The 21795-nt window shown below is 70.5% G+C and carries 19 protein-coding genes; 6 read left to right on the forward strand and 13 right to left on the reverse strand.

The genetic code is table 11. From position 1 onward, the window contains the following. The first annotated feature begins 22 nt into the window (after positions 1 to 22). Positions 23 to 820, forward strand: a complete 798-nt coding sequence (locus RALTA_RS24995) for an MlaA family lipoprotein (RefSeq protein WP_012356752.1) — start codon at positions 23 to 25, stop codon at positions 818 to 820. Positions 821 to 825: 5 nt separating this feature from the next. Here the strand turns inward: RALTA_RS24995 and RALTA_RS25000 are convergent, their stop codons facing one another. After that, positions 826 to 1263: an FKBP-type peptidyl-prolyl cis-trans isomerase gene (locus tag RALTA_RS25000; protein WP_012356753.1), complete on the reverse strand. Its 438-nt coding sequence runs from the start codon at positions 1261 to 1263 to the stop codon at positions 826 to 828. Between the two features lie 217 nt (positions 1264 to 1480). Here RALTA_RS25000 and RALTA_RS25005 point away from each other — a divergent pair, with 217 nt between their 5' ends. From RALTA_RS25005 to RALTA_RS25015, 3 genes are all read left to right on the forward strand, one after another. Continuing rightward, positions 1481 to 2815 (forward strand): tetratricopeptide repeat protein, encoded by a 1335-nt coding sequence (locus tag RALTA_RS25005; RefSeq protein ID WP_012356754.1) that lies wholly within the window; start codon positions 1481 to 1483, stop codon positions 2813 to 2815. Positions 2816 to 2888: 73 nt separating this feature from the next. Continuing rightward, the gene (locus RALTA_RS25010) at positions 2889 to 3254 is read left to right on the forward strand and encodes a DUF6152 family protein (RefSeq protein ID WP_012356755.1); all 366 of its coding nucleotides are present in this window, start codon (positions 2889 to 2891) and stop codon (positions 3252 to 3254) included. 13 nt (positions 3255 to 3267) lie between these two features. Continuing rightward, positions 3268 to 3792, forward strand: coding sequence for a DUF6644 family protein (locus RALTA_RS25015; protein WP_012356756.1), 525 nt, complete (start codon positions 3268 to 3270; stop codon positions 3790 to 3792). A 56-nt stretch (positions 3793 to 3848) separates the two neighbouring features. Here the strand turns inward: RALTA_RS25015 and copD are convergent, their stop codons facing one another. From copD to RALTA_RS25035, 4 genes are read right to left on the reverse strand one after another with little or no spacing between them, the layout of a single operon-like run. Beyond that, positions 3849 to 4787: a copper homeostasis membrane protein CopD gene (copD, locus tag RALTA_RS25020; protein ID WP_012356757.1), complete on the reverse strand. Its 939-nt coding sequence runs from the start codon at positions 4785 to 4787 to the stop codon at positions 3849 to 3851. Further along, positions 4788 to 5174, reverse strand: a complete 387-nt coding sequence (gene copC / locus RALTA_RS25025) for a copper homeostasis periplasmic binding protein CopC (RefSeq protein WP_012356758.1) — start codon at positions 5172 to 5174, stop codon at positions 4788 to 4790. Positions 5175 to 5223: 49 nt separating this feature from the next. Further along, complete coding sequence (locus tag RALTA_RS25030) at positions 5224 to 6252, reverse strand: copper resistance protein B (RefSeq protein ID WP_012356759.1); 1029 nt, start codon at positions 6250 to 6252, stop codon at positions 5224 to 5226. 26 nt (positions 6253 to 6278) lie between these two features. Next, complete coding sequence (locus RALTA_RS25035; RefSeq protein WP_012356760.1) at positions 6279 to 8183, reverse strand: copper resistance system multicopper oxidase; 1905 nt, start codon at positions 8181 to 8183, stop codon at positions 6279 to 6281. Between the two features lie 179 nt (positions 8184 to 8362). Here RALTA_RS25035 and RALTA_RS25040 point away from each other — a divergent pair, with 179 nt between their 5' ends. Together RALTA_RS25040 and RALTA_RS25045 are read left to right on the forward strand one after the other, a co-directional pair. Next, the gene (locus RALTA_RS25040; protein ID WP_012356761.1) at positions 8363 to 9088 is read left to right on the forward strand and encodes a heavy metal response regulator transcription factor; all 726 of its coding nucleotides are present in this window, start codon (positions 8363 to 8365) and stop codon (positions 9086 to 9088) included. Next, positions 9085 to 10482 (forward strand): heavy metal sensor histidine kinase, encoded by a 1398-nt coding sequence (locus RALTA_RS25045; protein ID WP_012356762.1) that lies wholly within the window; start codon positions 9085 to 9087, stop codon positions 10480 to 10482. Before RALTA_RS25040 ends, RALTA_RS25045 begins: the two co-directional genes overlap by 4 nt. Before the next feature lie 207 nt (positions 10483 to 10689). On the opposite strand, the gene RALTA_RS25050 is transcribed toward RALTA_RS25045, so the two are convergent. The 8 genes from RALTA_RS25050 to RALTA_RS25085 all read right to left on the reverse strand — a co-directional run bounded on the left by RALTA_RS25050 (position 10690) and on the right by RALTA_RS25085 (position 21752). Beyond that, positions 10690 to 13152, reverse strand: coding sequence for a CHASE2 domain-containing protein (locus RALTA_RS25050; RefSeq protein ID WP_050976527.1), 2463 nt, complete (start codon positions 13150 to 13152; stop codon positions 10690 to 10692). Beyond that, positions 13085 to 14791, reverse strand: coding sequence for a FecR domain-containing protein (locus RALTA_RS25055; protein WP_012356764.1), 1707 nt, complete (start codon positions 14789 to 14791; stop codon positions 13085 to 13087). The genes RALTA_RS25050 and RALTA_RS25055 overlap by 68 nt, the downstream gene beginning before the upstream one ends. After that, a complete protein-coding gene (locus tag RALTA_RS25060) occupies positions 14784 to 15509 on the reverse strand; it encodes a response regulator transcription factor (RefSeq protein WP_012356765.1) in 726 nt (241 codons plus the stop codon). The genes RALTA_RS25055 and RALTA_RS25060 overlap by 8 nt, the downstream gene beginning before the upstream one ends. A gap of 230 nt (positions 15510 to 15739) precedes the next feature. Beyond that, entirely contained in the window at positions 15740 to 17110 is a 1371-nt protein-coding gene (pelG, locus tag RALTA_RS25065; RefSeq protein WP_012356766.1) for an exopolysaccharide Pel transporter PelG, read from the reverse strand. Positions 17111 to 17112: 2 nt separating this feature from the next. Continuing rightward, positions 17113 to 18708 (reverse strand): GT4 family glycosyltransferase PelF, encoded by a 1596-nt coding sequence (gene pelF, locus RALTA_RS25070; protein WP_012356767.1) that lies wholly within the window; start codon positions 18706 to 18708, stop codon positions 17113 to 17115. Beyond that, entirely contained in the window at positions 18705 to 19691 is a 987-nt protein-coding gene (locus tag RALTA_RS25075; RefSeq protein ID WP_012356768.1) for a tetratricopeptide repeat protein, read from the reverse strand. Before RALTA_RS25075 ends, pelF begins: the two co-directional genes overlap by 4 nt. After that, positions 19684 to 21123: a PelD GGDEF domain-containing protein gene (locus RALTA_RS25080; protein ID WP_012356769.1), complete on the reverse strand. Its 1440-nt coding sequence runs from the start codon at positions 21121 to 21123 to the stop codon at positions 19684 to 19686. The genes RALTA_RS25075 and RALTA_RS25080 overlap by 8 nt, the downstream gene beginning before the upstream one ends. A 65-nt stretch (positions 21124 to 21188) precedes the next feature. Further along, positions 21189 to 21752 (reverse strand): hypothetical protein, encoded by a 564-nt coding sequence (locus RALTA_RS25085; protein ID WP_012356770.1) that lies wholly within the window; start codon positions 21750 to 21752, stop codon positions 21189 to 21191. Between the last annotated feature and the right edge of the window lie 43 nt (positions 21753 to 21795).

A 21795-nucleotide genomic window follows, 5' to 3' on the forward strand; every position in this document is an offset into this window, starting at 1 on the left:
GCAACCGACCCTGCCCGCCTCGATGCCTGTTCCGTTTCGCTTTCCGGCGTTCGCCACCAACGCCCTCGCCGCAGCCGTGCTCGCGGGCTGCGCCACCGGCCCGCAAGCCAGCCCGGATGATCCGCTGGAGCCGATGAACCGCGCCATCTTCACCGTCAACGACAAGCTGGACCAGTATGTCGCCACGCCGGTGGCCAAGGGCTACCGTGCGGTAACGCCGGAACCGGTGCGCACGGCGGTCAGCAATTTCTATTCGAACCTGGCGGACATCGGCAACTTTGCCAACAACCTGCTGCAGGGCAAGGGCGTGGCGGCGGCGGAGAGCTTCATGCGGGTAGCGATGAATTCCGTGCTCGGGATTGGCGGACTGATCGATATCGCCACGCCGGCCGGGCTGCCGAAGCGCTCGCAGGACTTCGGGCTGACGCTGGGCACGTGGGGCGTGCCGTCGGGGCCTTACCTGGTGCTGCCGGTGTTCGGCCCCAGCTCGTTCCGCGACGGCGCGGGCCTGTATGTGAATTTCTGGTTCGATCCCGCCACCTATGCCGAGCCGGCGGTGCGCAACTCGCTGTACGGGATGAACGTGGTCGACGTGCGCACCAACCTGCTTGGTGCGACCGACCTGCTCAGGCTGGCGGCGCTGGACAGGTACGCGTTTGTGCGCGACGCGTACCTGCAGCGGCGACGTTATCTGCTCGGCGAGAGCACGGCGTTGCCGGACTACGGCGACGACGAGGACACCGGCGAGCCAACGGTATCGCCGGCGCCCACCGCCCCCGGCGCCACCCCGGCGCCCGTACAGCCGCAGGCGCCGCGCTGAGGCGCTTAACCGCCGATGCCCAGCAGCACCACCTCGAACGTCAGCGTGGCGTTCGGCGGGATCGTGCCCGGCACGCCGCGCGCGCCGTAGGCGGTGCCCGGAGGGCAGGTCAGGCGGGCCTTGCCGCCCACCTGCATGGCCTGCACGCCCTCGGTCCAGCACGGGATCACACGGTTGAGCGGAAACGAGATCGGCTGGCCGCGCTTGTACGAGCTGTCGAATTCGGTGCCGTCCGCGAGCGTGCCGCGGTAGTGCACCTGCACCGTGTCGGTGGCCTTGGGCGAGGCACCGGTGCCCTTGATCAGGTGCTGGATGGTCATGCCCGACGCCAGCGTCTGCGGTGCCGCCGCGGCAGAGGCAGCGGGCGCCGAAGCGGCCGGCCCGGCGGCGCATGCGGCGCCGGCAAGGGTCAGGGTGCCAAGGAAAAGCGCGATTGTTTTCATGGAAGGCCTGTCTCGAGGTCTTGATGGGGATGCGGCAGTTTAACCGACGCATGCCGGCGGCATGGCGGCGGTATGGCGGCGGCGGCATATCGCGCACCGCTGTCGCGCCGCGCGCGGCCATGGTGCGCCGCACCGCGCCGCGTCCGTTACACCGGGCGTTTTGCCGTCTACGATGGTTCCAGACGGCCCGCTGCGGTGCGGGCGCACGGAGACGGTCATGGCACTGACGGATTCCCGGGACCTCGCGGTCTCGACTTTGAACACGCGCTCGGTGGCGCAGTACGAGACCGCCCTGCGCCTGCTGAACGGCTATTACGGCGACCCGCTCGCCGTGATCGACGCGGCGCTAACCGACGACCCGGAATTCGCCATGGGCCACGCCCTGCGCGCCGCGCTGATGGTGACCTCCGGCGACGGCACCGCCGAGCCCATGCTGCGCCAGAGCGTCGAGGCCGGCGAAGCCCTGCACGCCCGCGCCAACGAGCGCGAGCGCCGCCATATCGCCGCGGCGCGCGCCTGGCTGGACGGAGATTTCGAGCGCGCCGTGCGGTGCTATGGCGACATCGTGATCGATTATCCACGCGACCTGCTGGCGCTGCAGACCGCGCACCTGGGCGACTTCCTGCTCGGCCAGTCGACCATGCTGCGCGACCGCGTGGCGCAGGCCCTGCCGCACTGGGATGCCGCCATGCCCGGCTACGGCTACGTGCTTGGCATGCACGCGTTCGGCCTGGAGGAAACGCAGCACTACGAGCGCGCCGAGGAAGCCGGACGGCGCGCGCTGGAATGCCAGCCGCGCGACCCGTGGGCCGTGCACGCGGTGGCGCACGTGATGGAGATGCAGGGCAGGCTGGCCGAGGGCGTTGCCTGGCTGGAAGGCCGCCGCCAGGACTGGGCCGACGACAACATGCTGGCCGTGCATAACTGGTGGCACCTGGCGCTGTTCCTGCTGGAAGACGGCAAGACCGACGAGGTGCTGGCCCTGTACGACCGCGCCATCAGCCGGCCCGCGCCGGCGATTGCGCTGGACCTGGTCGACGCCTCCGCGCTGCTGTGGCGGCTGCACCTGCGCGGCGTGGACGTGGGCCGGCGCTGGCACGCGGTGGCGGATGACTGGCTCGGCCGCGGCGCGGCCGGCTATTACGCCTTCAACGACGTGCATGCGGTCATGGCCAGCCTGGGGGCGCAGCGCCCCGCTGCGGCGGACCAGGTCCGCGCCGCGCTGGAGCGTGCCGCGCTGGGCAACGGTACCAACGCGATGATGTCGCGCGAGGTCGGGCTGCCGGTGGCCGATGCGCTGATCGCCTTCACGCAGGGCGATTACGCCACCGCCATCGACCTGCTGATGCCGGTGCGCCTGGTGGCCCACCGCTTCGGCGGCAGCCACGCGCAGCGCGACGTGCTCGGCCTGACACTGGTCGAAGCGGCGCTGCGCAGCGGCAGCGCCAACCTGGCGCTCGCGCTGACGGCCGAACGCGCGGCGCTCAAGCCCATGAACCCAAGCCTGCTCCGGCTGATGCAGCGCGCCGACACCTGCCGCAGGCAAACCTGACAGACCGGCCGGCACGGCGGCAAGGACAGGCGGCGGCGCCTATACTGCACCTGTCCTGACCGGAGACCCCGCCATGCCCAGCATCCGCGCCCTGTTCCGCCCCGCCCTGCTCGCCGCCGCCCTGGCCATGGCGGCCGTGCCGGCCATCGCCCACCACGGCTGGTCGACCTATGACGAGACCAGGCCCCTGACGCTGACCGGCAAGATCGTCGAAAGCCATTACGAGAACCCGCACGCGCAGATCCGCATCGACGCCGGCGGCAAGCGCTGGCTGGCGGTGCTGGCACCCGTATCGCGCATGGAAGCGCGCGGCGCGACCTCGGACAAGGTGGCGGTGGGCCGCGAGGTCACGCTGGTTGGCTACGCCAGCAAGGAAAAACCGGACGAACTGCGCGCCGAGCGCATCACCATGGACGGCAAGACGGTCGAGCTGCGCTGAGCCGCCACGCCGCATGCCGGCGCCGCTGTTCACCGCGTGGACCGCATGGACCGAATGGGCCGGCGCGCTGGCGCGGCTGCCGTTCGCCACCGCGCTGCGCAGTTCGGCCTGGGCCTACCCCGCGGTGGAGATCGTCCACCTCGCCGGCATGGCGCTGCTGTTCGGCTCCATCGTGGTGGTCGACATGCGGCTGGCCGGGCTCGGCCGGCGGCTGCCAGTGAGCCTGCTGCTGCGCCATGCGCTGCCCTTCACCATTGGCGCCTTCATCGCCGTCGCGGCCAGCGGCGTGCTGCTGTTCGTGGCGCATGCCGATGAACTGGCCGCCAATCCCGCCTTCCTCGCCAAGCTGGGCCTGATCGCGCTGGCGCTCGCCAACGTGTTGTGGTTCCACGCCGGGCCCAGCCGCAGCCTGCATGACCGTGAACGCGGCTGGGACGCCGACGCCCCGCCGCCTGCCGGCGCCCGCCTGAATGCGATCCTGTCCATCGCCGCCTGGCTGCTGGTGATCTGCGCCGGACGGCTGATCGCCTACGTGTGAAGCCGCGCGCCGGGCGGCAAGAAAACGGCCGCAAACGTGGTCCTCAAGCGCGGCCGTCATGCCGGCGTCGGCGACAGCATGCCCAGTACCGCCACCAGCGCCAGCACCAGCGCGGCGGTGCCGGCTTCCAGCAGCAGGCTGCGCCGCAGCCCCTTCACGGCGCGCAGTGCCGGACCGCGTTCACCCGTGCGCGCGGCCTCTGCCAGGCGCGGCGCCAGCGCAAACCGGTTCGCCGCCGCCAGCCCGAGCATGGTGGCAAACAGCGCAAGCTTGGCCGCCAGCAGCCCCCCGTAGGACATCGGCGCAAATTCCGGCATCACCGGCCCGACGATGAGCCAGTAATTGAGCACGCCGGTCACTACCAGCAAGGCCACGATGCGTGTGCCGATGCGCGCGAAGCCGTTGGCACTGCGGCTCAGCAGCGCGAGGGCCTCGCCGTGCGGCGTCGGTCCGGGCCATGCCAGCAGCAGGAACGCCGCCAGCGCTCCCACCCATGCGCCCGCGGCCAGCAGGTGGGTCACGTCCGACGCCAGGTGCAGGTAGCGCACCGCGCCGTCGTGCATCGCGCCATGCCCGCCCCAGGCCAGCGTGGCCAGCGCCACGCCGCCATACGCGGCCAGCACCGCAAAGGGCGCACGCAGCCGGCGCGCGCCCATGCCGGCCAGCGCGAACAGCAGCAGGGCTGCCATGCGCACGCACCAGGCCACGCCGAAGTCCGTCCCGGTGACGATCATTGCCAGCACATGGGCCTGCAGGGCGGCATAGTCCGACGCGCCTGTCATGGCGCGCGCCATCTCGACCAGGGCCAGCAGCGACAGCGCGATGCCCACGCCGGCGCCACCCAGCGCCAGCGCCCGGCAACGCCGCGCGAAGCGGCAGGCGCGTTCGTCCCGCTGCAGCACGTAGAGGCAGAACAGCGGCAGCCCGAACATCAGGGCAAGGTCGAGATAAAGCGCCAGGCGCAGCCCGGCTGCCAGCCACTCCGGCTGCGCCAATTACTTCACCGTGAACGCGACGTTGCCATTGACGGGATGGGTGTCCGAAGACACCGCGCGCCAGTCCACCCGGTAGCTGCCCGGCGGCAGCGGCTGCGTGGGGGTGATGACCATGGTCTTGGGGTCATCGCTGCCCGAGACCTTCACGGCCATCTTCATCGGCGCATGGTTGGCCATGCCCGGCATGCCGGTCATCACCAGGTTGGCGCCGGAGAACTGGGTGACGAGATTCTCGGAGAAGCGCAGTTCGATCTTCTGCGGCGCCGGCACCTCGGCCTTGTCGGCTGGCGACGACGCTTCCAGCCTGGGATGCGCGAAGGCAAGGCTGCTGCCCAGCGCGGCGATGGCCGCAATCATGGCGTGGATCAGGGGGCGATTGGCATGCATGGTGGTCTCCACTCGGGGATGTAGAAGTCGTGATGATTGAAGCGATCCGTCAGAACCAGACCCGCACGCCGGCAACGAAGCGGGTTTCGCCCGACTTGCCGCCCGCGGTCCGGACCATGTCGGCGGTATTGCCGAAGGTCTGGTAGCGCTCCACGCCGATATACGGCGCGAACTGCCGGCTGAACTCATAGCGCAGCCGCAGCCCGACGGTGCCGTTGGACAAGCCGCTGCCAATGCCCACTTCCGGGTCGTTCTTGCCATACAGGTTGGCTTCGATGCGAGGCTGCAGGATCAGGCGCTGCGTCAGCAGCAGTTCATATTCCGCCGACAGCCGCAGCGCGGTGCGGCCGCTGGTGCCGACATAGGCGGTGGCGTCCACCTCGAACCAGTACGGCGCCAGCCCCTGCACGCCGAACGCGAGCCAGTTGCGCGCCGGGCGCCCGCTGCCGGCGTCGTTGCGCAGGCCCAGCTGGGTGTCCCAGTAGCTGGCCACGGCGTGGCCCCACAGCAGTTCGGTGCGGGCTTCGTGCAGCTTGCCCCTGGAGGCCTCGCCCTCGGCCTTGAGCACCAGCTTGTCGAAGCTGTTGCCGAACCACGCTTGCGCCTCGTAGGCAGCGGCATTGTGGCCATTGGCATGGGCCCATTCCAGGCGGTCGACCAGCACCGAGGCGAACAGGTGCTCGTCGGCCATCACCAGCTGGCGCTTGTCGCCTAGTGCGTACTGGCCGACGCCGAGCTGGTAGCCGCCGGAATAGGCGTGCGGGTCGCGGGCGTCGGGCGGCGCGCTGCCGCCCTGCATCTTCATGTCGCCATGGTCCATGGCCGGAGCAGCGTCTTGCGGCGGCGTGTTGGCGCCGTCCATGGTCTGGATCTCTGGCTGCGCCATGTCCTGCATCTGGCCGTGGTCCATCCCTTGCATCTGGCTATGGTCCATGCCCTGCATCGCGGCCGGCGCGGCAGGTGCCGGCTGTTGACCATGGCCGTACGCATGGCCGGCATGCGGGTCCTGCGCAAAGGCTGCGCTGATGGCGCCCAGCGCCAGCGCCGCGGCCACCATGGTTTTCTTGTGTCCGGACATCAGGCTCGATAGTTCGCGTTGCATCATCACGCCACCACCACTTCGCGGAACATGCCCGCATCCATATGCAGCATCAGGTGGCAATGCCAGGCCCAGCGCCCGAGGGCATCGGCCGTGACCAGGAAGCTGATGCGCTGTGCCGGCTGCACCGGGATGGTGTGGCGCCGCGCCTGGAAGCTGCCGTCGGGCGCCTCCAGTTCGCTCCACATGCCATGCAGGTGCATGGGGTGGGTCATCATGGTGTCGTTGTGCAGGATTACGCGCAGCCGTTCGCCATGCTTGAAGTAGATCGGCGTGGACTTGCCGAACTCGACCCCGTCGAACGACCACGTATAGCGCTCCATATTGCCGGTCAGGTGCAGCTCGACCTCGCGCCCCGGCCCGCGTGCGTCCATGGCCCCGCCGATGGTGTGCTGGTCGGCCAGCGTCAGCACGCGCCTGCCGTTGTTGCGCAGGCCGATGCCGGGGTCGTCGAGGTTGGTGCGGGCCATGTCGACGCGCATGTCGGTGCTGGCGCCGTATTCGGTGCGAGCATGGCGCGCGGTCTTGCTCGGCACCCGCAGCGCATCGGCGGCTGCCATGGCGTGCTGGCTGTGGTCCATGCCGGCGTGGTCCATGCCGGCCATCGGCATCGCGCCATGGCCGGCGTGGGCGCCATGGCCGCCATGTCCTCCGTGGCCACCATGGCCCGTCATCGCGCCCATCATGTCGGTCATGGTCAGCCATTCGGCCCGGTCCGGCGCGGGCACCGGCGCCGACAGGCCTTCGCGGACCGCCAGCGTGCCGCGTGCATAGCCGGTGCGGTCCATCGACTGCGCGAACAGGGTGTAGGCGTCGTCCTGCGGCGTCACGATGGCGTCGCAGGTCTCGCCCGGGCCGAAGCGGAATTCGTCGACGGTGACGGGCTCGATGTCCTGGCCGTCGACCTGCACCACGCGCAGCTGGAGCCCCGGAATGCGCACGTCGTAGAAGGTGTTGCCCGAGCCGTTGATAAAGCGCAGGCGCACAGTCTCGCCGCGGCGGAACAGGCCGGTCCAGTTGCCCGCCGGCGTGACGCCGTTGGCCAGGTGCGTCAGCGTGGCGCTGGACAGGTCCGCCAGGTCGGTCGGGCTCATCCGCATCTGGTTCCACATGCGGCGCTTGTCCAGCGCCTGCTTCAGCCCGTCGCGCGACACGTCGCGGAAGAAGTCGAGCACGGTGGGCTGGTTGTAGTTGTAGTAGTCGCCCTGGATCTTGAGCTTGTTCAGCACCCGCATCGGGTCTTCGTCGGTCCAGTCCGACAGCAGCACGGTATGGTCTCGGTCGGCATGCGCGCGCTCGTGCCCGGCGGCCGGATCGATGACGATGCCGCCGTACACGCCGGTCATCTCCTGGAAGCCGGAGTGCGAGTGATACCAGTAGCTGCCGGTCTGCGTGACCTTGAAGCGGTAGGTGAAGGTTTCGCCGGGGGCGATGCCCGGGAAGCTGATGCCGGGCACGCCGTCCATCTGGTAGGGCAGGATGATGCCGTGCCAGTGGATCGAAGTGGCCTCGCGCAGGCGGTTGGTCACGCGGATGGTAACGGTGTCGCCCTCGCGCCAGCGCAGCGTCGGGCCCGGCAGCATGCCGTTGATGGTGGTGGCGATGGTCGGCTTGCCGGTGTAGTTGACCAGCGATTCGCCGATCACCAGGTCGAACTCGGTGCCGCGCAGCACCGGGCCGGCGCCGCTGCCCGCCGGGGCGGGCTGCCCGTCGCGCGCACCGCCGCCGTGCCCGGCATGCTGCGCCCAGGCGCTGCCGCCAAACCCGCCCAGGCCGGCCAGGCCGGCGACCACGCCGCCGGCGGCCAGCCCCTGCACGAAGCGGCGGCGCCGCAGGTCGGGCAATCCGGAAAGCGGATCAGGCAGCAAAAGAGGCAGCGCTGGGCGGCTGGGGCTTGGAGGGCGTCGCATGTCACATCGGGTCGGTTAGTCGGCACGCCAAGCGTAGCCAGCGCCACCCTACCGAGGTCTGACCGGAACATGACAATCCGGTAATCTTGCGGTCATGTTGGCGCCGGCAACGCCGGCGTAGAGTTGCCTCGCCGTCATGAAGAGCGATCGGCCGGCACGATCGCGTAAGGAAAGGGCTGATGAAACTGCTTGTGGTGGAGGACGAATCCAAGACCGGCGAATACCTGCGCCAGGGGCTGACCGAGGCGGGCTTCGTCGTCGACCTGGTGCACAACGGGCTGGACGGCCAGCATATGGCCATGACCGAGCCCTACGACCTGATCATCCTGGACGTGATGCTGCCGGATGTGGATGGCTGGCGCATCGTGCAGGCCCTGCGCGCAGGGCAAAACCCCGTGCCGGTGCTGTTCCTGACCGCGCGCGACAGCGTGGCCGACCGCGTCAAGGGGCTGGAGCTGGGCGCGGACGACTACCTGGTCAAGCCGTTCGCCTTCTCCGAACTGCTCGCGCGCGTGCGCACGCTGCTGCGCCGCGGCACCGCGCAGATGACGCTGGACCGCATCCAGGTGGCCGACCTGGTGCTGGACCTGACCCGCCGCCGCGCCACGCGTGCCGGCCGCCGCATCACGCTGACCAGCAAGGAGTTCGCGCTGCTGGAACTGCTGGCGCGCCGCCGCGGCGAGGTGCTGCCGCGCTCGCTGATCGCCTCACAGGTGTGGGACATGAATTTCGACAGCGACAGCAATGTCATCGACGTCGCCATCCGGCGCCTGCGCGCCAAGATCGACGACGGCTTCGATGCCAGGCTGATCCAGACCGTGCGCGGCATGGGCTATGTGCTCGAAGCGCCCGAAGCCGCCGACGAAGCAGGCGCGCCTCTGGCAAACGACGGGCAACCCACATGAAGCCCCGCCTGTCGCTGACGGCGCGGCTCACCATCCTGTTCTCGCTGTCGTCGGCGGCGGTGCTGCTGGGGCTGGGCGTGCTGATCTGGCTGGCGATCGACGATCATTTCGCCGACGAGGACTACGCGGTGCTGGCGGACAACGTGCGGCTGATCGGGAAGATCGCCGCCGACGGCCCGCCGGCGTCACTGCCGCAACGGCTGGGGCCGGCGCTGGAGCACCATGCCGGCTTCGTCGCCGAAGTGCGTGGCGCCGATGGCAAGCGCCTGTACGCGACCAGGGATTTCGATTTCCGCACGGCGCTGGCCGCCGCCGCGCAGGCGCCGGCAGGGCGCGACGCCTTTGCCTGGGAACAGCAGGGCCAGACCTACCGCGGCTTGCGCGCGCAGCTGGCGGTGGCGCCCGCCGACGCCCGGTCGGGCGGCCAGCCCGGCGCGCTGCAGGTGCTGGTCGGCATGGACACGGCATTGCATGACCACTTCATGCACGCGTTCCGCAACACGCTGGCCTTCTACGGCGCGCTGGCGGCGCTGGCGAGCGGGTTGCTGGGCTGGTGGGCGGCGCGCCGCGGGCTGTCGCCGCTGCGCACCATGGCCTCGCGCGCACGTGCCGTCACCGCGCACAAGCTCGACGAGCGCATGCCGGTCGAGACCGTGCCGGTGGAAATGGCGGACCTCGCCGCCAACCTCAACGCGATGCTGGAACGGCTGCAGCGCGACTTCGCCCGGCTGTCGGAATTCTCGTCGGACCTCGCGCACGAACTGCGCACGCCGATCACCAACCTGATGACGCAGACCCAGGTGGTGCTGTCGCAGCCGCGCGATGCGGCACGCTACCGCGATGTGCTGGCCTCCAACGTGGAAGAGCTGCAGCGGCTGTCGCGCATGGTGTCGGACATGCTGTATCTGGCCAAGACCGAGCACGGCATCACGCTGCCCAGCGCGGAGCCGATCGAGGTAGCGGATGAAGTCGCCGCGCTGTTCGATTTCTACGATGCGCTCGCCGAGGACAAGGGCGTGCGGCTCGCGCTGCGCGGCCGCGGCCGTATCACCGGCGACCGCCTGATGCTGCGGCGGGCACTGAGCAATCTGCTGTCGAATGCGCTGCGGCATACGCCGGCGGGCAAGGGCATCGTGGTGGAGATCACGCCCGGCGCCGACGCGGTGCAGGTGGTGGTGGAGAATGAAGGCGAGACCATCCGGCCCGAGTTGCTGCCCGTGCTGTTCGACCGCTTCTTCCGCGCCGACAAGTCGCGCGCGCGGCCCGAGTCCGACGGCGCGGGTCTGGGGCTGGGGCTGGCGATCACGCAGGCCATCGTGGCCGCGCACGGCGGCGCCATCGGTGTGGCCTCCGAGGCGGGCAAGACGCGCTTTACCCTGACCTTTCGCGCTTAGCTTCGCACCGTGGCTTTGCGCGCGGGCCGGAAAAAAGCCGCCCACGCCAGTTACGACGTTGGGGGAGCTGGCGTGGGCGTGAAGACCACCGGATGCGGCTCCAGCGGTGCTCCGATGCTACGCAAATCCCCCGTTCGCGACTGCCAACAATTGTGTCGGCGGCCGTAACAGGCTGTGCCCCTTAACGCGTCAACGACTGCGCCCGAATCATGGCGAGGGGGCCGGCGCGGGCAGCTCGATGCGGAACACGGCACCCATGCCGGCCTGGCTGCGCACGCTGGCCTGGCCGCCGTGCCGCTCGGCCACGGCGCGCACCAGCACCAGGCCCAGCCCGGTCCCTTCCGGCGCGCCGGGCTGGCCTTCATGCAGCCGCGCAAACGGCTCGAACAGCCGGGCCTGGTCGGCGTCGGCAATGCCGGGCCCGTGGTCCTGCACGGCCACCACGAAACGCTCCGGCTCGCGCGCCAGCGACACCGTCACGGTGCCGCCCGCCGGGCTGAACTTGATCGCGTTGCTGACCAGGTTGGCGATGGCGCGCACCAGCAACGCGGGTTCGCCCTGCAGCACCGCGGGATCGTCGGGCAGGTCGATTTGCAAGGACACCTCGCGAGCCCGGGCGAGCGCCCACAGCTGGTCGGTGGCGTCGAGCACCAGCCCGCCGAGCTCCACTTCGATGAACGCCAGCGCCTTCGACTCCGCGCGCGCCACGCTGATGAAATCGTCGGCCAGCGCCAGGGTGCGGCGCGCATGCGCCGCGATGCGGGCCAGCACGCCGCTGTCCGGGGCACCATCGCCGGCGCTTGTGGCAGCATGACCCGCGCGGCGCTCCTGCAACTCGATCAGCGCCAGGATCGACGCCTGCGGCGAGCGCATGTCGTGCGACAGGAAGCGCAGCATCTGCTCGCGCTGGCGCTCCGCCAGGCGGATGGCGGTGATGTCGATCACGCTGACGATCAGCCCTGCCGCGGCGCCCGACTCGCCGTGCAGCGGCGCGCCATGCAGCAGGTAGCGGCGGTCGCCGCGCCCGGACACTTCGATGCCGCCCTCGGGCACCGGCGTCCGCGCCGCAGGCGCGCCGGCATAGTGATCATGCAGCGCCTGCCAGTACGCCAACGCGGGTGCCGGCGCCGGGCACACCGCCTCGATCAACGCGCGGATGCCAGGACGCGGCACGCCCGGCTCCGCAGGCGCCTCGGGCAGGCGCGCCAGCACCGTCGGGGCCAGCGCCACGCAGCGCCGGTTGGCCAGCAGCACGCCGCCGTCCAGGTCGCAGATGGCGGTGGCATCCGGCAGGCTTTCCAGGCTGTCGGAGAGGAAACGGCGCAGGCCGCGCAACTGCGCGCTCATGGCGTAGACCGCGCGCATGCGGCTATCCAGGGTGGCGCCGGTCTGGCGCGGCGCGGGCATCACGCCGGGCTCGCGCTCCAGCCGCGCCAGCTCGTCGCTCAGGAAGCGCAGCGCCGCTTCCTGGCGCAGCCAGCTCCACAGCGGATAGAACAGCACGCAGCCCAGCACCGCGGCGGCCGGGGCAAACCATAGCCGCGCCAGCGCCAGCAGCGCCAGCGACCCCAGCAGCAGGCCCGCCAGCAGCAGCCCGGTGACCACCAGCGCGCCGCGCGGCGGCAGCCGCAGCGCCGCCAGCGCGGCCAGCAGCACCGCCAGCAGCGTGCCGCCGGCCTGCCAGGCGGGGGACACCGCCACAATGGCATCGCCGTCGGTCACCGCCTGCACGGTGTTGGCCAGGATCTCGACGCCGCTCATGCCGCGGCCATCGCGCGAGACCGGCGTCGGCAGCACGTCGCCCATGCCGGTGGCGAGCGCGCCGACCAGCACCGCCTTGCCGGCAAACATGGCCGGATCGATGCGACCCTCCAGCACGTCGCGCACTGACACGCGGGCAAAGGTGCCGGGCGGGCCGGCGTACGGAATGCGCAGGCGGCCGCTGCGTTCCCAGCCGTTGGCTTCGGTGATCACGGCCGGCTCCTGGCGCACGCCGGCGGACAGCGCCCCCGCGCGGCCGAAGCCGGCCATGACGGCGGCCAGGTGCGGCACGCCCGCGGCGGCCACGGGATGCGGGCCTTCGCGCAGGTAGACCTGGCGCGCCACGCCGTCGGTATCGACCACCATGTTGATATGCCCGACCGCGGCGCCCAGCCCGGCCAGCGGGTAGCGCACCAGCATGCCGTCCGGGCCGGGCTCGGCCACCACCGGCAGCACCACGTTGCCGGCCAGCGCCATGCTGCGCGCCAGCACGGCGTCGTCCTGGGGATAGCGGGTATCGCGCTCGGACAGGATCACGTCGACGCCGATCACGCGCGGGCGGCCGGCGGCAATGCGCTCGAGCAGCTGCGCCAGCACCGCGCGGCGCCACGGCCAGCGGCCGATGGCGGTGATGCTGGCGTCGTCGATGCCGACGATGACGATGTCGTCGCGGGCCGGATGATGCTGGGCGCCGATGGCGATGTCGTAGGCGGCCAGGTCGGCGCGCTCGGTCCAGCCCTGGCGCGCCGCAAGCATTGCCAGCGCCAGCACCGCGGCGGCCAGCAGGCACCATTCGACCAGCGTGCGCTGGCCGAACGCGTGCCCCGGCCGGCCCGGTGCGTCAGCGGAGCCGGATGCGGCCACCGCCGTCCGGCCGGTCGCCCGAGCCGATTGCGCCGCCCTGGCCATCGCGCAGCAAGGCGATGACGTCGATGCGCTGCGGCGCCGAGAACGCGGCCGGGTCGGGCGCGACGCCGGGCGCGGCGCGCGCCACGCGGATGTAGTACACACCCGGCGCGGGCCGCGGCAGGTCGATGGCGTTGGTGGCGGTGTGCTGGTCGGCCAGCAGCGTGGCAAAGCCCGCATCGGCCGCCATCTGCACCAGGTAGCCCGGGCCGCCGCCGCCATCGGGCCAGCCGATATGCAGCGCGCCACCGTCATCCTGCAGGGTCGGCACCGGCGGCTTGGGCTCGATGCGGAAGGGCACCGCGTCCGACCACGGGCCCGGCAGGTCCGCCGCATCGACGCTGCGCACGCGCCACCACCAGCGCCCCGGCGCCAGCGCCTGCGCGGCAGGCGACGCGGCGGCGGCATGGACGGCGGCGTCGCGGGTAAAGGCCGCATCGGTGGCAAGCGCCAGCTCATAGCGGGCCGCGTCCGGCACCGTAGCCCATTCGAAGGTCACGGCATCGGCATAGCGCACCGCGTCCGCGGCGGGCTGCTGCGTGAACGGCGCCGGCGGGTTCAGCCGCACCGATACCGGTGCCTGCGCGTCATGGCCGGTCAGCTGGTGCTTGTCGATGGCGCTGACGCTCAGGTACAGCGTGCCTTCCGGCAGGCCATCGACCCGCACCCGGGCGGCATCGGCGCCGCTTGCGGTACCGGTCCAGACCAGTTCGCTCAGCGCCGCATCGCGCGCCACCCGCACGCGGTAACCGACAGCGCCCGGCACCGGCTGCCAGGCCGCCTCGAACGACGGCCCCAGCACGGTTTCATTGGGCGGCAGCAAGGCCGGCGCCGCCAGCAGCGCCACCGGTGGCGACAGCTTGCCGCCGGCCGACACGCCGATGCCATAGCCGGCCTCGAGCGACGCCGCCGCGGTCATGGCGCGGTCAGGTGCCGGCCGCGCGCGCGCGCCGCGCGCGGCGCTGACGCCGATGCGGCCCTGCAGCACCTCGCTGCGGCTGCTGCCCGCGTCGACCGACACCCGGTAGCGGGTGCCGCGCACGCCGGTCACCATCATCGGCGTATGCAGTTCGAAGCGGCCGACCCCGCCGCCCTCGGGCGCCACGCGGGTCTCGGCCGCGCCCTTGTCGATGCGGATCACGGTGTCGACCAGGCCGCTGCGCGCGAACGTGCGCAGGCGGTTGACCGCCACCGTCGTCGCCGGCGGCAAGGTGACACGGGTGCGGTCCGGCAGCTCCAGCGTGGCCGAGCCACCGGCCGGGGTCTCGATGCGCGCCGCCTCGTCAAGGGTCATGCCCACCTGCACCGGCCGGCCGTTGGCGCGTACCTCGCCGCTCACGTAGACCACGCGCGCCGACGCGGCCTGTTCCGGAATCTGGCTGAGCGGGATGCGCACGCGCGACCCCGGCACCAGCCGGTACGGATCGGCCACGCGGTTCAGGCGCTGCAGCGTGCGCCATCCCTGCTCCGATGCCATGTAGCGCGAGGCCAGCCCGATCAGCGTATCGCCCGGCTCGACCACGTAGATGAAATCGGCGCCCTCCGCGCCCGCGGGCCCGGCATGCGCGGGCGCCGCCATCCCGCCGAACAGTGCAGACTGGGCCAGCAGCGCCAGCGCGATGCCACGCCCCGCCTTACGCATCCCTGGCCTCGTCCGCCTGCGCTTCGGCCGCGGAAATTTCTTCGAAGCGATAGCCGTGCGAATACACCGAGGTCAGCCTCACGCCGTTCTCGGGGCGCAGCGCCAGCTTCAGGCGCAAGCGGGAGATATGCGTATCCAGCGTGCGCGAGCCCGCTCCCATGGCGCGGCCCCACACCGCCTGTTCCATCACCTCGCGCGCCAGCAGGCGCCCGGTATTGCGGAACAGGAACAGGGCCAGCTCATACTCGCGCGGCGACAGCACCGCCGCTTCGCCGCCGACGGTGATGGTGCGCGCATGGGTATCGACGGTGTAGTTGCCGCGCCGGATCAGTTCGACCTCCTGCGCGGCCTCGGGATAGGCGCGGCGCAGCAGCGAGCGCACGCGCGCGACCAGCTCGCCGGCGCGGATGGGCTTGAGCATGTAGTCGTCGGCGCCCACCGTCAGGCCGTCGACGATATCGGATTCGGCCGTACGGCTGGTGACGAACAGGATCGGCGGCATGTTGCCGGACTTCTGCCGCACCCAGCTGACCAGTTCATAGCCGCTGGTGCCCGGCAGTTGCCAGTCGACCAGCAGCAGGTCGTAGGCGCGTTCGCGCAAGGCGCGCAGCAAGTCGGCGCCGTTGGCGAAGGATTCGCATTCGAAACCGGCTTCGCCCAAAATCTGCCGGATCAGTTCGGCCTGATCCGGATCATCCTCCACGGATGCAATTCGCATACCTCTACACCCTTCTGCCAGCTTCCGACTGCAACTGCGGTCTTTGCCACGGCGTGTCGACGGCTCGGCCGGCAAGTCATTCTTCGTATGTCACCCTGGCAAGGGGGGCGCGGCCGTCGATCTGTACCGGGGGGCCAGGCCGAAGCCCGCCGGCTGCCGCAATGTTACCTAATCGCGGCCCATTCCGTCGAGACGCCCCGACGAGGGGTGCGCCGGGGTGCTCACGGGCGCTATTGCAGCATGTAGGTCTCGTATTCCAGGCGCTCCAGCTTGTGGTCCAGCATGGCCAGCGCCAGCGCCACCACCACCAGCAGCGACACCGCGAAGCCATAGCCATACCAGGCCGGTCCCAGCTGCAGCGTCACCAGCGTCAGGGCGAAGTTCAGCACCACGAACAGCGCGGTCAGCAGCAGTACTTCGCGGCGCCGGTCCAGGTAGAAGTAGATGTTGAGCACGCCCAGCAGCACCACCTGCAGGCTGGCGCCGATCACATCGACGTACAGCAGGGGCAGGTACAGCTCGGAAATGCCCAGCAGGCGCAGCACCCACACGCCCACCGCGAACAGCAGCAGCGCGGCGATGGCCTGCACCTTGACGATCTCGTACAGGCCCAGCCGGATGGTCTGGACCATGGTGTTGCGCATGTCCTCGATATGCTCCAGCGAGCTGCCGCCGCGCACCGCATCGTAGAAGGCGTCGTAGTACTCGACGAAATCGGTCTCGATGCGCACCAGGAACACCGCCATGCCGGGAATGATGGCGAGGTAGGCCAGGAACACCGGAATGTCGTAGATGATCGACGCGCGCAGCGGCCCGATCACCTCGTGCCCGGTAGACGGCGCGTACCAGAACATGAACTTGTCGATCCAGATGCCCAGGTTGTACAGCAGTCCGATCGCCACCAGGCTGGGGTAGGCATAGCGGCGCTGGAACACCTCGAACGAGACGAACTGGCGGCTGGTGTAGTTGCGGTAGATCAGCGTCACCATGCCGGTCAGCAGGCACAGCTGGCCCGCGACGAACCCGCCCAGCAGCCCTTCCATGCCGTAGCCGCGCAGCCCCAGCGCGGCCGCCACCGAGACCGCATAGCCCAGCAGGAAGGTCCATACGATCGCCTTGTACTGCTTCATGCTGGACAGGAAGATCGCCGCAATCCAGATATTGCTCAGCACCACGAAGCCCGCCACCATCAGCAGACGGTACAGCACGGACTGCTGGCCGAAGCTGAACACCGCGCACGCCACGCCGATCCCGCCCGACAGCACCGTCGCCAGCAGCGCGACCGCGTGGTAGTTGCTGAGGATCAGGTGGTCGCGCTTCTCGAACAGCCGGTCGGAAGTAAAGCGCGTGAACGACAGCTGCATCGGCCCGGTCAGGATCAGGCTGCCAGCGATCAGGTAGGTCACCGAGACCTGGAACTGCGTGATCAGCGTCCCCGGCACCACGAACGGCAGGCTCAGCATGCCGATCAGCAGGATGCCGACGATCGACAGGATCCACGGCCCCGAACTGATGATGCCGGCGTACGCGTAGGCGCTCAGCATGCCGGACAGGTTGTCCCGCCGCAGCATCTTGCGCAGCTCGAATCCAATGCCGGCCATGCTCAGGCTCCTCCGTGGACCGGGCAGCGCGCGGGATTGCCGCCGTGCCGGGCGGGTCCGTCATGCCCGGTGCCGTCAGGCTGCGCCATCAGCCGTTGATACAGTTCGCGGTAGCTGCCCACCATGCGCTCCTGCGTGTAGTAGCGCTCCACGCGCGCCACGCCGGCGGCCTGGGCCGCCTGCCAGCGCGCCGGGTCGCGCAGCAGCCCGAGCGCGGCCGCGGCCAGCGCGGCGGGATCGGCGATGCGCACCACCTCGCCGGCCGGGCCCAGCGCGGCGTCCTCGCCGGGCAGGCCGAACAGCAGCTCGCGGCACGAGCCCACGTCGGTGGTCACGCACGGCACGCCCGCGGCAAAGCCTTCCAGCACCACCAGCGGCAGCGCTTCGCTGATCGAGCTGAGCACCAGCACACCCACCTGCGGCAGCAGCGCGTCGATGCGCTGGAAACCCAGGAATTTCACCTTCTTGCCCAGTCCCAGGCTTTCGGCCAGGCTGCGGCATTCGCGCGCGTATTCCGGGTCTTCGTCCTCCGGGCCTGCGATCCAGCCTTCGGCTTCGGGGTATTCGCGCACCACCGTCAGCATCGCGCGGATAAAGGTCTTGACGTCTTTGATGGGAACGACCCGGCCGATCAGGCACAGCACCGGCGGCACGCCGGGCTGGCGCCGCGCGCGCAACGGCGCGAGGCGCGGCAGGTCGATGCCGTTGGGGATGCTGCGCGTGCGCGCCTCGGGGGCGCCGTCCTGCACCTGGCGGCGGCGGTTGCCCTCGTAGAGCGCGACGATGTCGTCGCCGGCGTCGTAGCAGACCCGGCCCAGGGTTTCGAAAAAGCGCACCCACAGCTCGCGGAAATAGCTGATCTGGGAGATGTCGCGCTCGAACACATTGCGGTTGTCGCGGATCCACTGGCTCTGGAACAGGTCGATCTTGCGTTCCTTGGTATAGATGCCATGCTCCGACACCAGCAGCGGGCGCTGGTTGCGGTGGCGCAGCAGCGCGCCGAGAAAACCAGCATAGCCGGTGGAAACGGTGTGGTAGACGCGCGCCGGGATCAGCCCGTCGGCAATCCGCACCAGCTGCCACAGCGGCTTGTGCATGATGCGTACGGTCCAGAAGTAATCGGTGAACGACGGATCGGTGCAGAAGCGCCGGTACTGGTCGGTGATGGTCTGCCAGGCACGGCGGCTGTACAGGAACGCGTCCTCGCCGAGCGCGCCGCCTTCGCGCAGCGCCGGCATCAGTTCGCGGATCATCGCGCCGGCTTCGGCCTCGCGCCCCGGCTCGCGCAGCAGGTCGTGCAGGCGGTCGGCGGCATCGAACGCCTTCGCGTCGCCGCTGCGGCCCTGCACCAGCGGCGGCGGCGGGAAGTCATAGAGGTAATGGGTTTCCAGGTGCACCACGTTCACCGGCAGCTGGTAGGCCATGTCGCCATAGTCCTCGCGCCGGCTGCCGATGAAGACGATGCCGAAGCGCAGCTCCGGGAACGCCCGGATCATCTGGTTGACCCAGCTCGACACGCCGCCGCTCACGTAAGGGAAGGTGCCTTCGAGCAGCAGCATGACGTCGGCCGACGCCGCTTTCAACGAAATCTCGCTCATGATTGCCAGTACCGCAGCAGGGGCCGCACCAGCGGGAGCGGCGAGGGGCTGTCAAACGATGCCATCAGCTGGCGCACCGTGGCGTAGTCGCGTTCCAGGTAAGCGGCTTCGGCCAGGTGCGGCAGCACGCGCTCGCGCGCGAAGCCAAGCGCTTCGGCGCGCTGCAGCCAGGCGCGCGCCTCGCGCGGCGCGTTGCGCGCCAGCGCCAGGCGCCCGCGCATGTACCACAGCGAGGCATTGCTGTCGTCATGCGACAGCGCCGCGCTGGCGTAGCGCTCGACCTGGCTGGCGGTATAGCGGTAGACATCGCCCTGCACCAGGTTCTGGTAGATCAGTTCCCAGTACAGGTCGGCCAGCCGCTTGCTGATCTCGGCGCGCTCGCTCGGGCTGTAGGCCGTCTCGAGCCGCGGCAGCTCGGCCAGGATCTGCTGGGTCAGCTGCTTCTCGGCGCCGTCCAGCATGCCGTAGGCCAGCAGCCGGATATCGTCGGCGCTGTCGGCCAAGAGCTCGCGCAGCACCGGGCTGACGGTGCGCGCCGGCATCGACTGCATTGCCACCAGCGCGGTCATGCGCTCCGGCAGCGGCGCGCGGGCATTGCCCAGCTGCGCCCGCAGCCGCGCGCCGCCGCCATGCGTGACGCGCGACATCAGGTGCGTGACAAACTCGGGCAGGCCCACGGTGGCAATGCCGCTGGTATCGATGCGGCGCGGGAACAGCTTCGACAGCAGGTAGCTGCCCACGCACACCAGCGCGCCGCCCAGCGGCACGAAAAAGCAGAACAGCGCCAGGAAGCCATAGCTCCACGCGAACGGCACGCGCAAACGCCGCGGCAGCAAGCGCCACAGCACCAGCGCGGTCAGCGCGGCGGCCACCGCCTGCGTGCCGAGGAACGCCAGCAGCAGCGCGGTGCTGTTGCCGGCGCGTGCCAGCAGCACCAGCGCGGCGATCTGGGCGGCCAGGCCACCGGCGCCGAGCTTAAACATGGGGCGCTTCCCCGGCGGGCAACGTCGACGGCGCCACCGTGCCGTCCACCTGGGCCCGGCGCAGCAGCTTGACCAGCGCCTCTTCCGCGCCGTTGGCGGGGACCGCCAGCGTATAGACGCCGATGCCGGCGCTGGTGAAATCGGTGCCGAACTGCGCGCGCAGCATGTCTTCGATTCGCACCAGGTAGGCCGCCACGGCCTGCGCATCGGACAGCGGCATCAGCGTCAGCATGGCGCGGTGATGGGGATTGACCAGCGGCCATGCCACGTCCAGCGCGCGCCGGCTGCGCACCACCTGCTCGAACAATGCATCGCGCTCGGGATCGGTGTCGAACACCAGCGCCACCACCGAGCTGTCGATGCCGGTCTCGCGCTGCAGCCGCGACAGGCGTGCATAGTCCAGCGCAAACGGATACGGGCACGCCGGCAGCGCCGCCTGGATGGTGCGGGTGGCGCCGGCATGCTCGACGCCGTCGGCGTAGTAGCCCAGCAGCACCATCAGCATCTGCAGGTTTTCATAGTTCAGCGACAGGAACGGCATGCGTTCCACCACCAGCAGGCCGATCAGGTGGTCGGAGCCCGCCAGCACCGGCGCGACCGCGACATAGCGCGTGCGGGCATCGTGCTGCAGGCCGTCGGCGCGCAGGTGGGCCAGCTGGCGCGTGTCCAGGCAGTGGCGCACCAGCGGATCGGCGGTGTCGAGCGTGAAGGCCGGCCCGATGCTGGCCGCCGACTCCGCGTCGACGCGCTCGCCATCGCAGGCGTAGAGCGCGGCCGCCTCCAGCTGGCAGGCCTGCGCCACCACCTGCAGCACCGGTTGCGCGCCGGCCAGCACGTGGCCACCGCGCGCCGCCTCGTCCAGCGCCACGCCGCGCAGCTGCGACAGCGTGTCACGCAGCGTGGTGGGGCGCGCCAGCAGGTCGTTTTCCAGCCGCGCATGGGAGATGCGCAGCAGGTAGTGGTTCTTGGTCAGCGCCGCCAGGCGCTCGTCGAGGTAGCGGTTGACGGCGCGGGCGCGCGCCAGGCGCGTGCCCCAGATATCGCCGAACTGCCCGGCCACCAGCACCAGCAGCAGGCCGCCCAGGAAAAACAGGCGCGGGAACGGGCCGGTCATCACGCCGGTCTGGTGGTAGACGTACCAGGCGCCCAGCAGCATGAGCACGCTGCCCACGCCGATCAGCGTGCCGTAGCGCAGCGCCAGGATGACCGGCAGCAGCCACGCCCACGGAAAGCCCATGCCCAGCAGCAGCGGATTCTGCGGCAGCACCAGCCAGGCCAGCCCGAGTGCGGCCAGCATGGCCACTACCAGTTCCACCACGGCGGCGGGCCCGGTGACCGCAGGCGCCAGCAGGCGCGCATAGCGCCCGCCCAGGCCGATGCCCTGTCCCTGCCGCGCGCGATAGGTGTTGTCAGCCGTCTTGGCCACGCTCATCCCCTTGCTTGAACCGATTCACCGCCGCGCTGGCGCGGCGTCGTGCCGATGGCGGCCACCCCGCCTCAGCCCTGCATCAGCGGCGCCAGCAGGCGGCGCAGCAACTTCTGCGCGGTGCCCGACAGCGAGGCGCGGCTCCAGCCGCTGTCGCTGCCGGTGGCGGACCAGACCACTTCGCCGCTGTTCACGTCGAGCAGCTGCAGCGAGATGCCGACCGCCGGCTCGCCGTCGACGCCCACCTTGTAGCGCCATTCCTGCACCGCACCGGTCAGCGCATAGCGGGCCTTCTCGGCGCGCGCCCATTCCAGCGCCTTGCCCACCGCCTCGCGCTCGGCCGGCTCGAACAGGGTTTCCGGGTTCAGCGCGGCAGGATAGCGCTTCAGGCTGGCCACGCCGCCGGTCTTGAGCAGGCTCTCGGCAATGGCTTCGGCGCGCAGGCCGGCCTGCGGCGTCTCGGTGTAATTGACGATCGGCAGCACCGCGATAGTCTCTCCGCGCGCCAGCGCCGGCGCGCGGCCGACGTCCGTCACCGCGCAGCCCGCCAGCCACAGCGCCGCGCCCAGCGCGCCGCACCATGCGGCCAGCCGCCTTGCCACCGTCTTGCCAGTCATGCCCGTTTGCTTGTTCATGTTGATCCCCTTTTTCCGTATTGCCATGTCCTGTTGATGCCTG

The sequence above is a fragment of the Cupriavidus taiwanensis LMG 19424 genome (genome assembly GCF_000069785.1).
GTDB classification, from domain to species: domain Bacteria; phylum Pseudomonadota; class Gammaproteobacteria; order Burkholderiales; family Burkholderiaceae; genus Cupriavidus; species Cupriavidus taiwanensis.

Excerpts from the sequence above, each read along its gene's own strand:
- RALTA_RS24995 (WP_012356752.1), top strand. The coding sequence starts at position 23 with ATGCCTGTTCCGTTTCGCTTTCCGGCGTTCGCCACCAACGCCCTCGCC.
- RALTA_RS25000 (WP_012356753.1), bottom strand. The coding sequence starts at position 1,263 with ATGAAAACAATCGCGCTTTTCCTTGGCACCCTGACCCTTGCCGGCGCC.
- RALTA_RS25005 (WP_012356754.1), top strand. The coding sequence starts at position 1,481 with ATGGCACTGACGGATTCCCGGGACCTCGCGGTCTCGACTTTGAACACG.
- RALTA_RS25010 (WP_012356755.1), top strand. The coding sequence starts at position 2,889 with ATGCCCAGCATCCGCGCCCTGTTCCGCCCCGCCCTGCTCGCCGCCGCC.
- RALTA_RS25015 (WP_012356756.1), top strand. The coding sequence starts at position 3,268 with ATGCCGGCGCCGCTGTTCACCGCGTGGACCGCATGGACCGAATGGGCC.
- copC (WP_012356758.1), bottom strand. The coding sequence starts at position 5,174 with ATGCATGCCAATCGCCCCCTGATCCACGCCATGATTGCGGCCATCGCC.
- RALTA_RS25030 (WP_012356759.1), bottom strand. The coding sequence starts at position 6,252 with ATGTCCGGACACAAGAAAACCATGGTGGCCGCGGCGCTGGCGCTGGGC.
- RALTA_RS25035 (WP_012356760.1), bottom strand. The coding sequence starts at position 8,183 with ATGCGACGCCCTCCAAGCCCCAGCCGCCCAGCGCTGCCTCTTTTGCTG.
- RALTA_RS25040 (WP_012356761.1), top strand. The coding sequence starts at position 8,363 with ATGAAACTGCTTGTGGTGGAGGACGAATCCAAGACCGGCGAATACCTG.
- RALTA_RS25045 (WP_012356762.1), top strand. The coding sequence starts at position 9,085 with ATGAAGCCCCGCCTGTCGCTGACGGCGCGGCTCACCATCCTGTTCTCG.
- RALTA_RS25050 (WP_050976527.1), bottom strand. The coding sequence starts at position 13,152 with ATGGCCAGGGCGGCGCAATCGGCTCGGGCGACCGGCCGGACGGCGGTG.
- RALTA_RS25055 (WP_012356764.1), bottom strand. The coding sequence starts at position 14,791 with ATGCGTAAGGCGGGGCGTGGCATCGCGCTGGCGCTGCTGGCCCAGTCT.
- RALTA_RS25060 (WP_012356765.1), bottom strand. The coding sequence starts at position 15,509 with ATGCGAATTGCATCCGTGGAGGATGATCCGGATCAGGCCGAACTGATC.
- pelG (WP_012356766.1), bottom strand. The coding sequence starts at position 17,110 with ATGGCCGGCATTGGATTCGAGCTGCGCAAGATGCTGCGGCGGGACAAC.
- pelF (WP_012356767.1), bottom strand. The coding sequence starts at position 18,708 with ATGAGCGAGATTTCGTTGAAAGCGGCGTCGGCCGACGTCATGCTGCTG.
- RALTA_RS25075 (WP_012356768.1), bottom strand. The coding sequence starts at position 19,691 with ATGTTTAAGCTCGGCGCCGGTGGCCTGGCCGCCCAGATCGCCGCGCTG.
- RALTA_RS25080 (WP_012356769.1), bottom strand. The coding sequence starts at position 21,123 with ATGAGCGTGGCCAAGACGGCTGACAACACCTATCGCGCGCGGCAGGGA.
- RALTA_RS25085 (WP_012356770.1), bottom strand. The coding sequence starts at position 21,752 with ATGAACAAGCAAACGGGCATGACTGGCAAGACGGTGGCAAGGCGGCTG.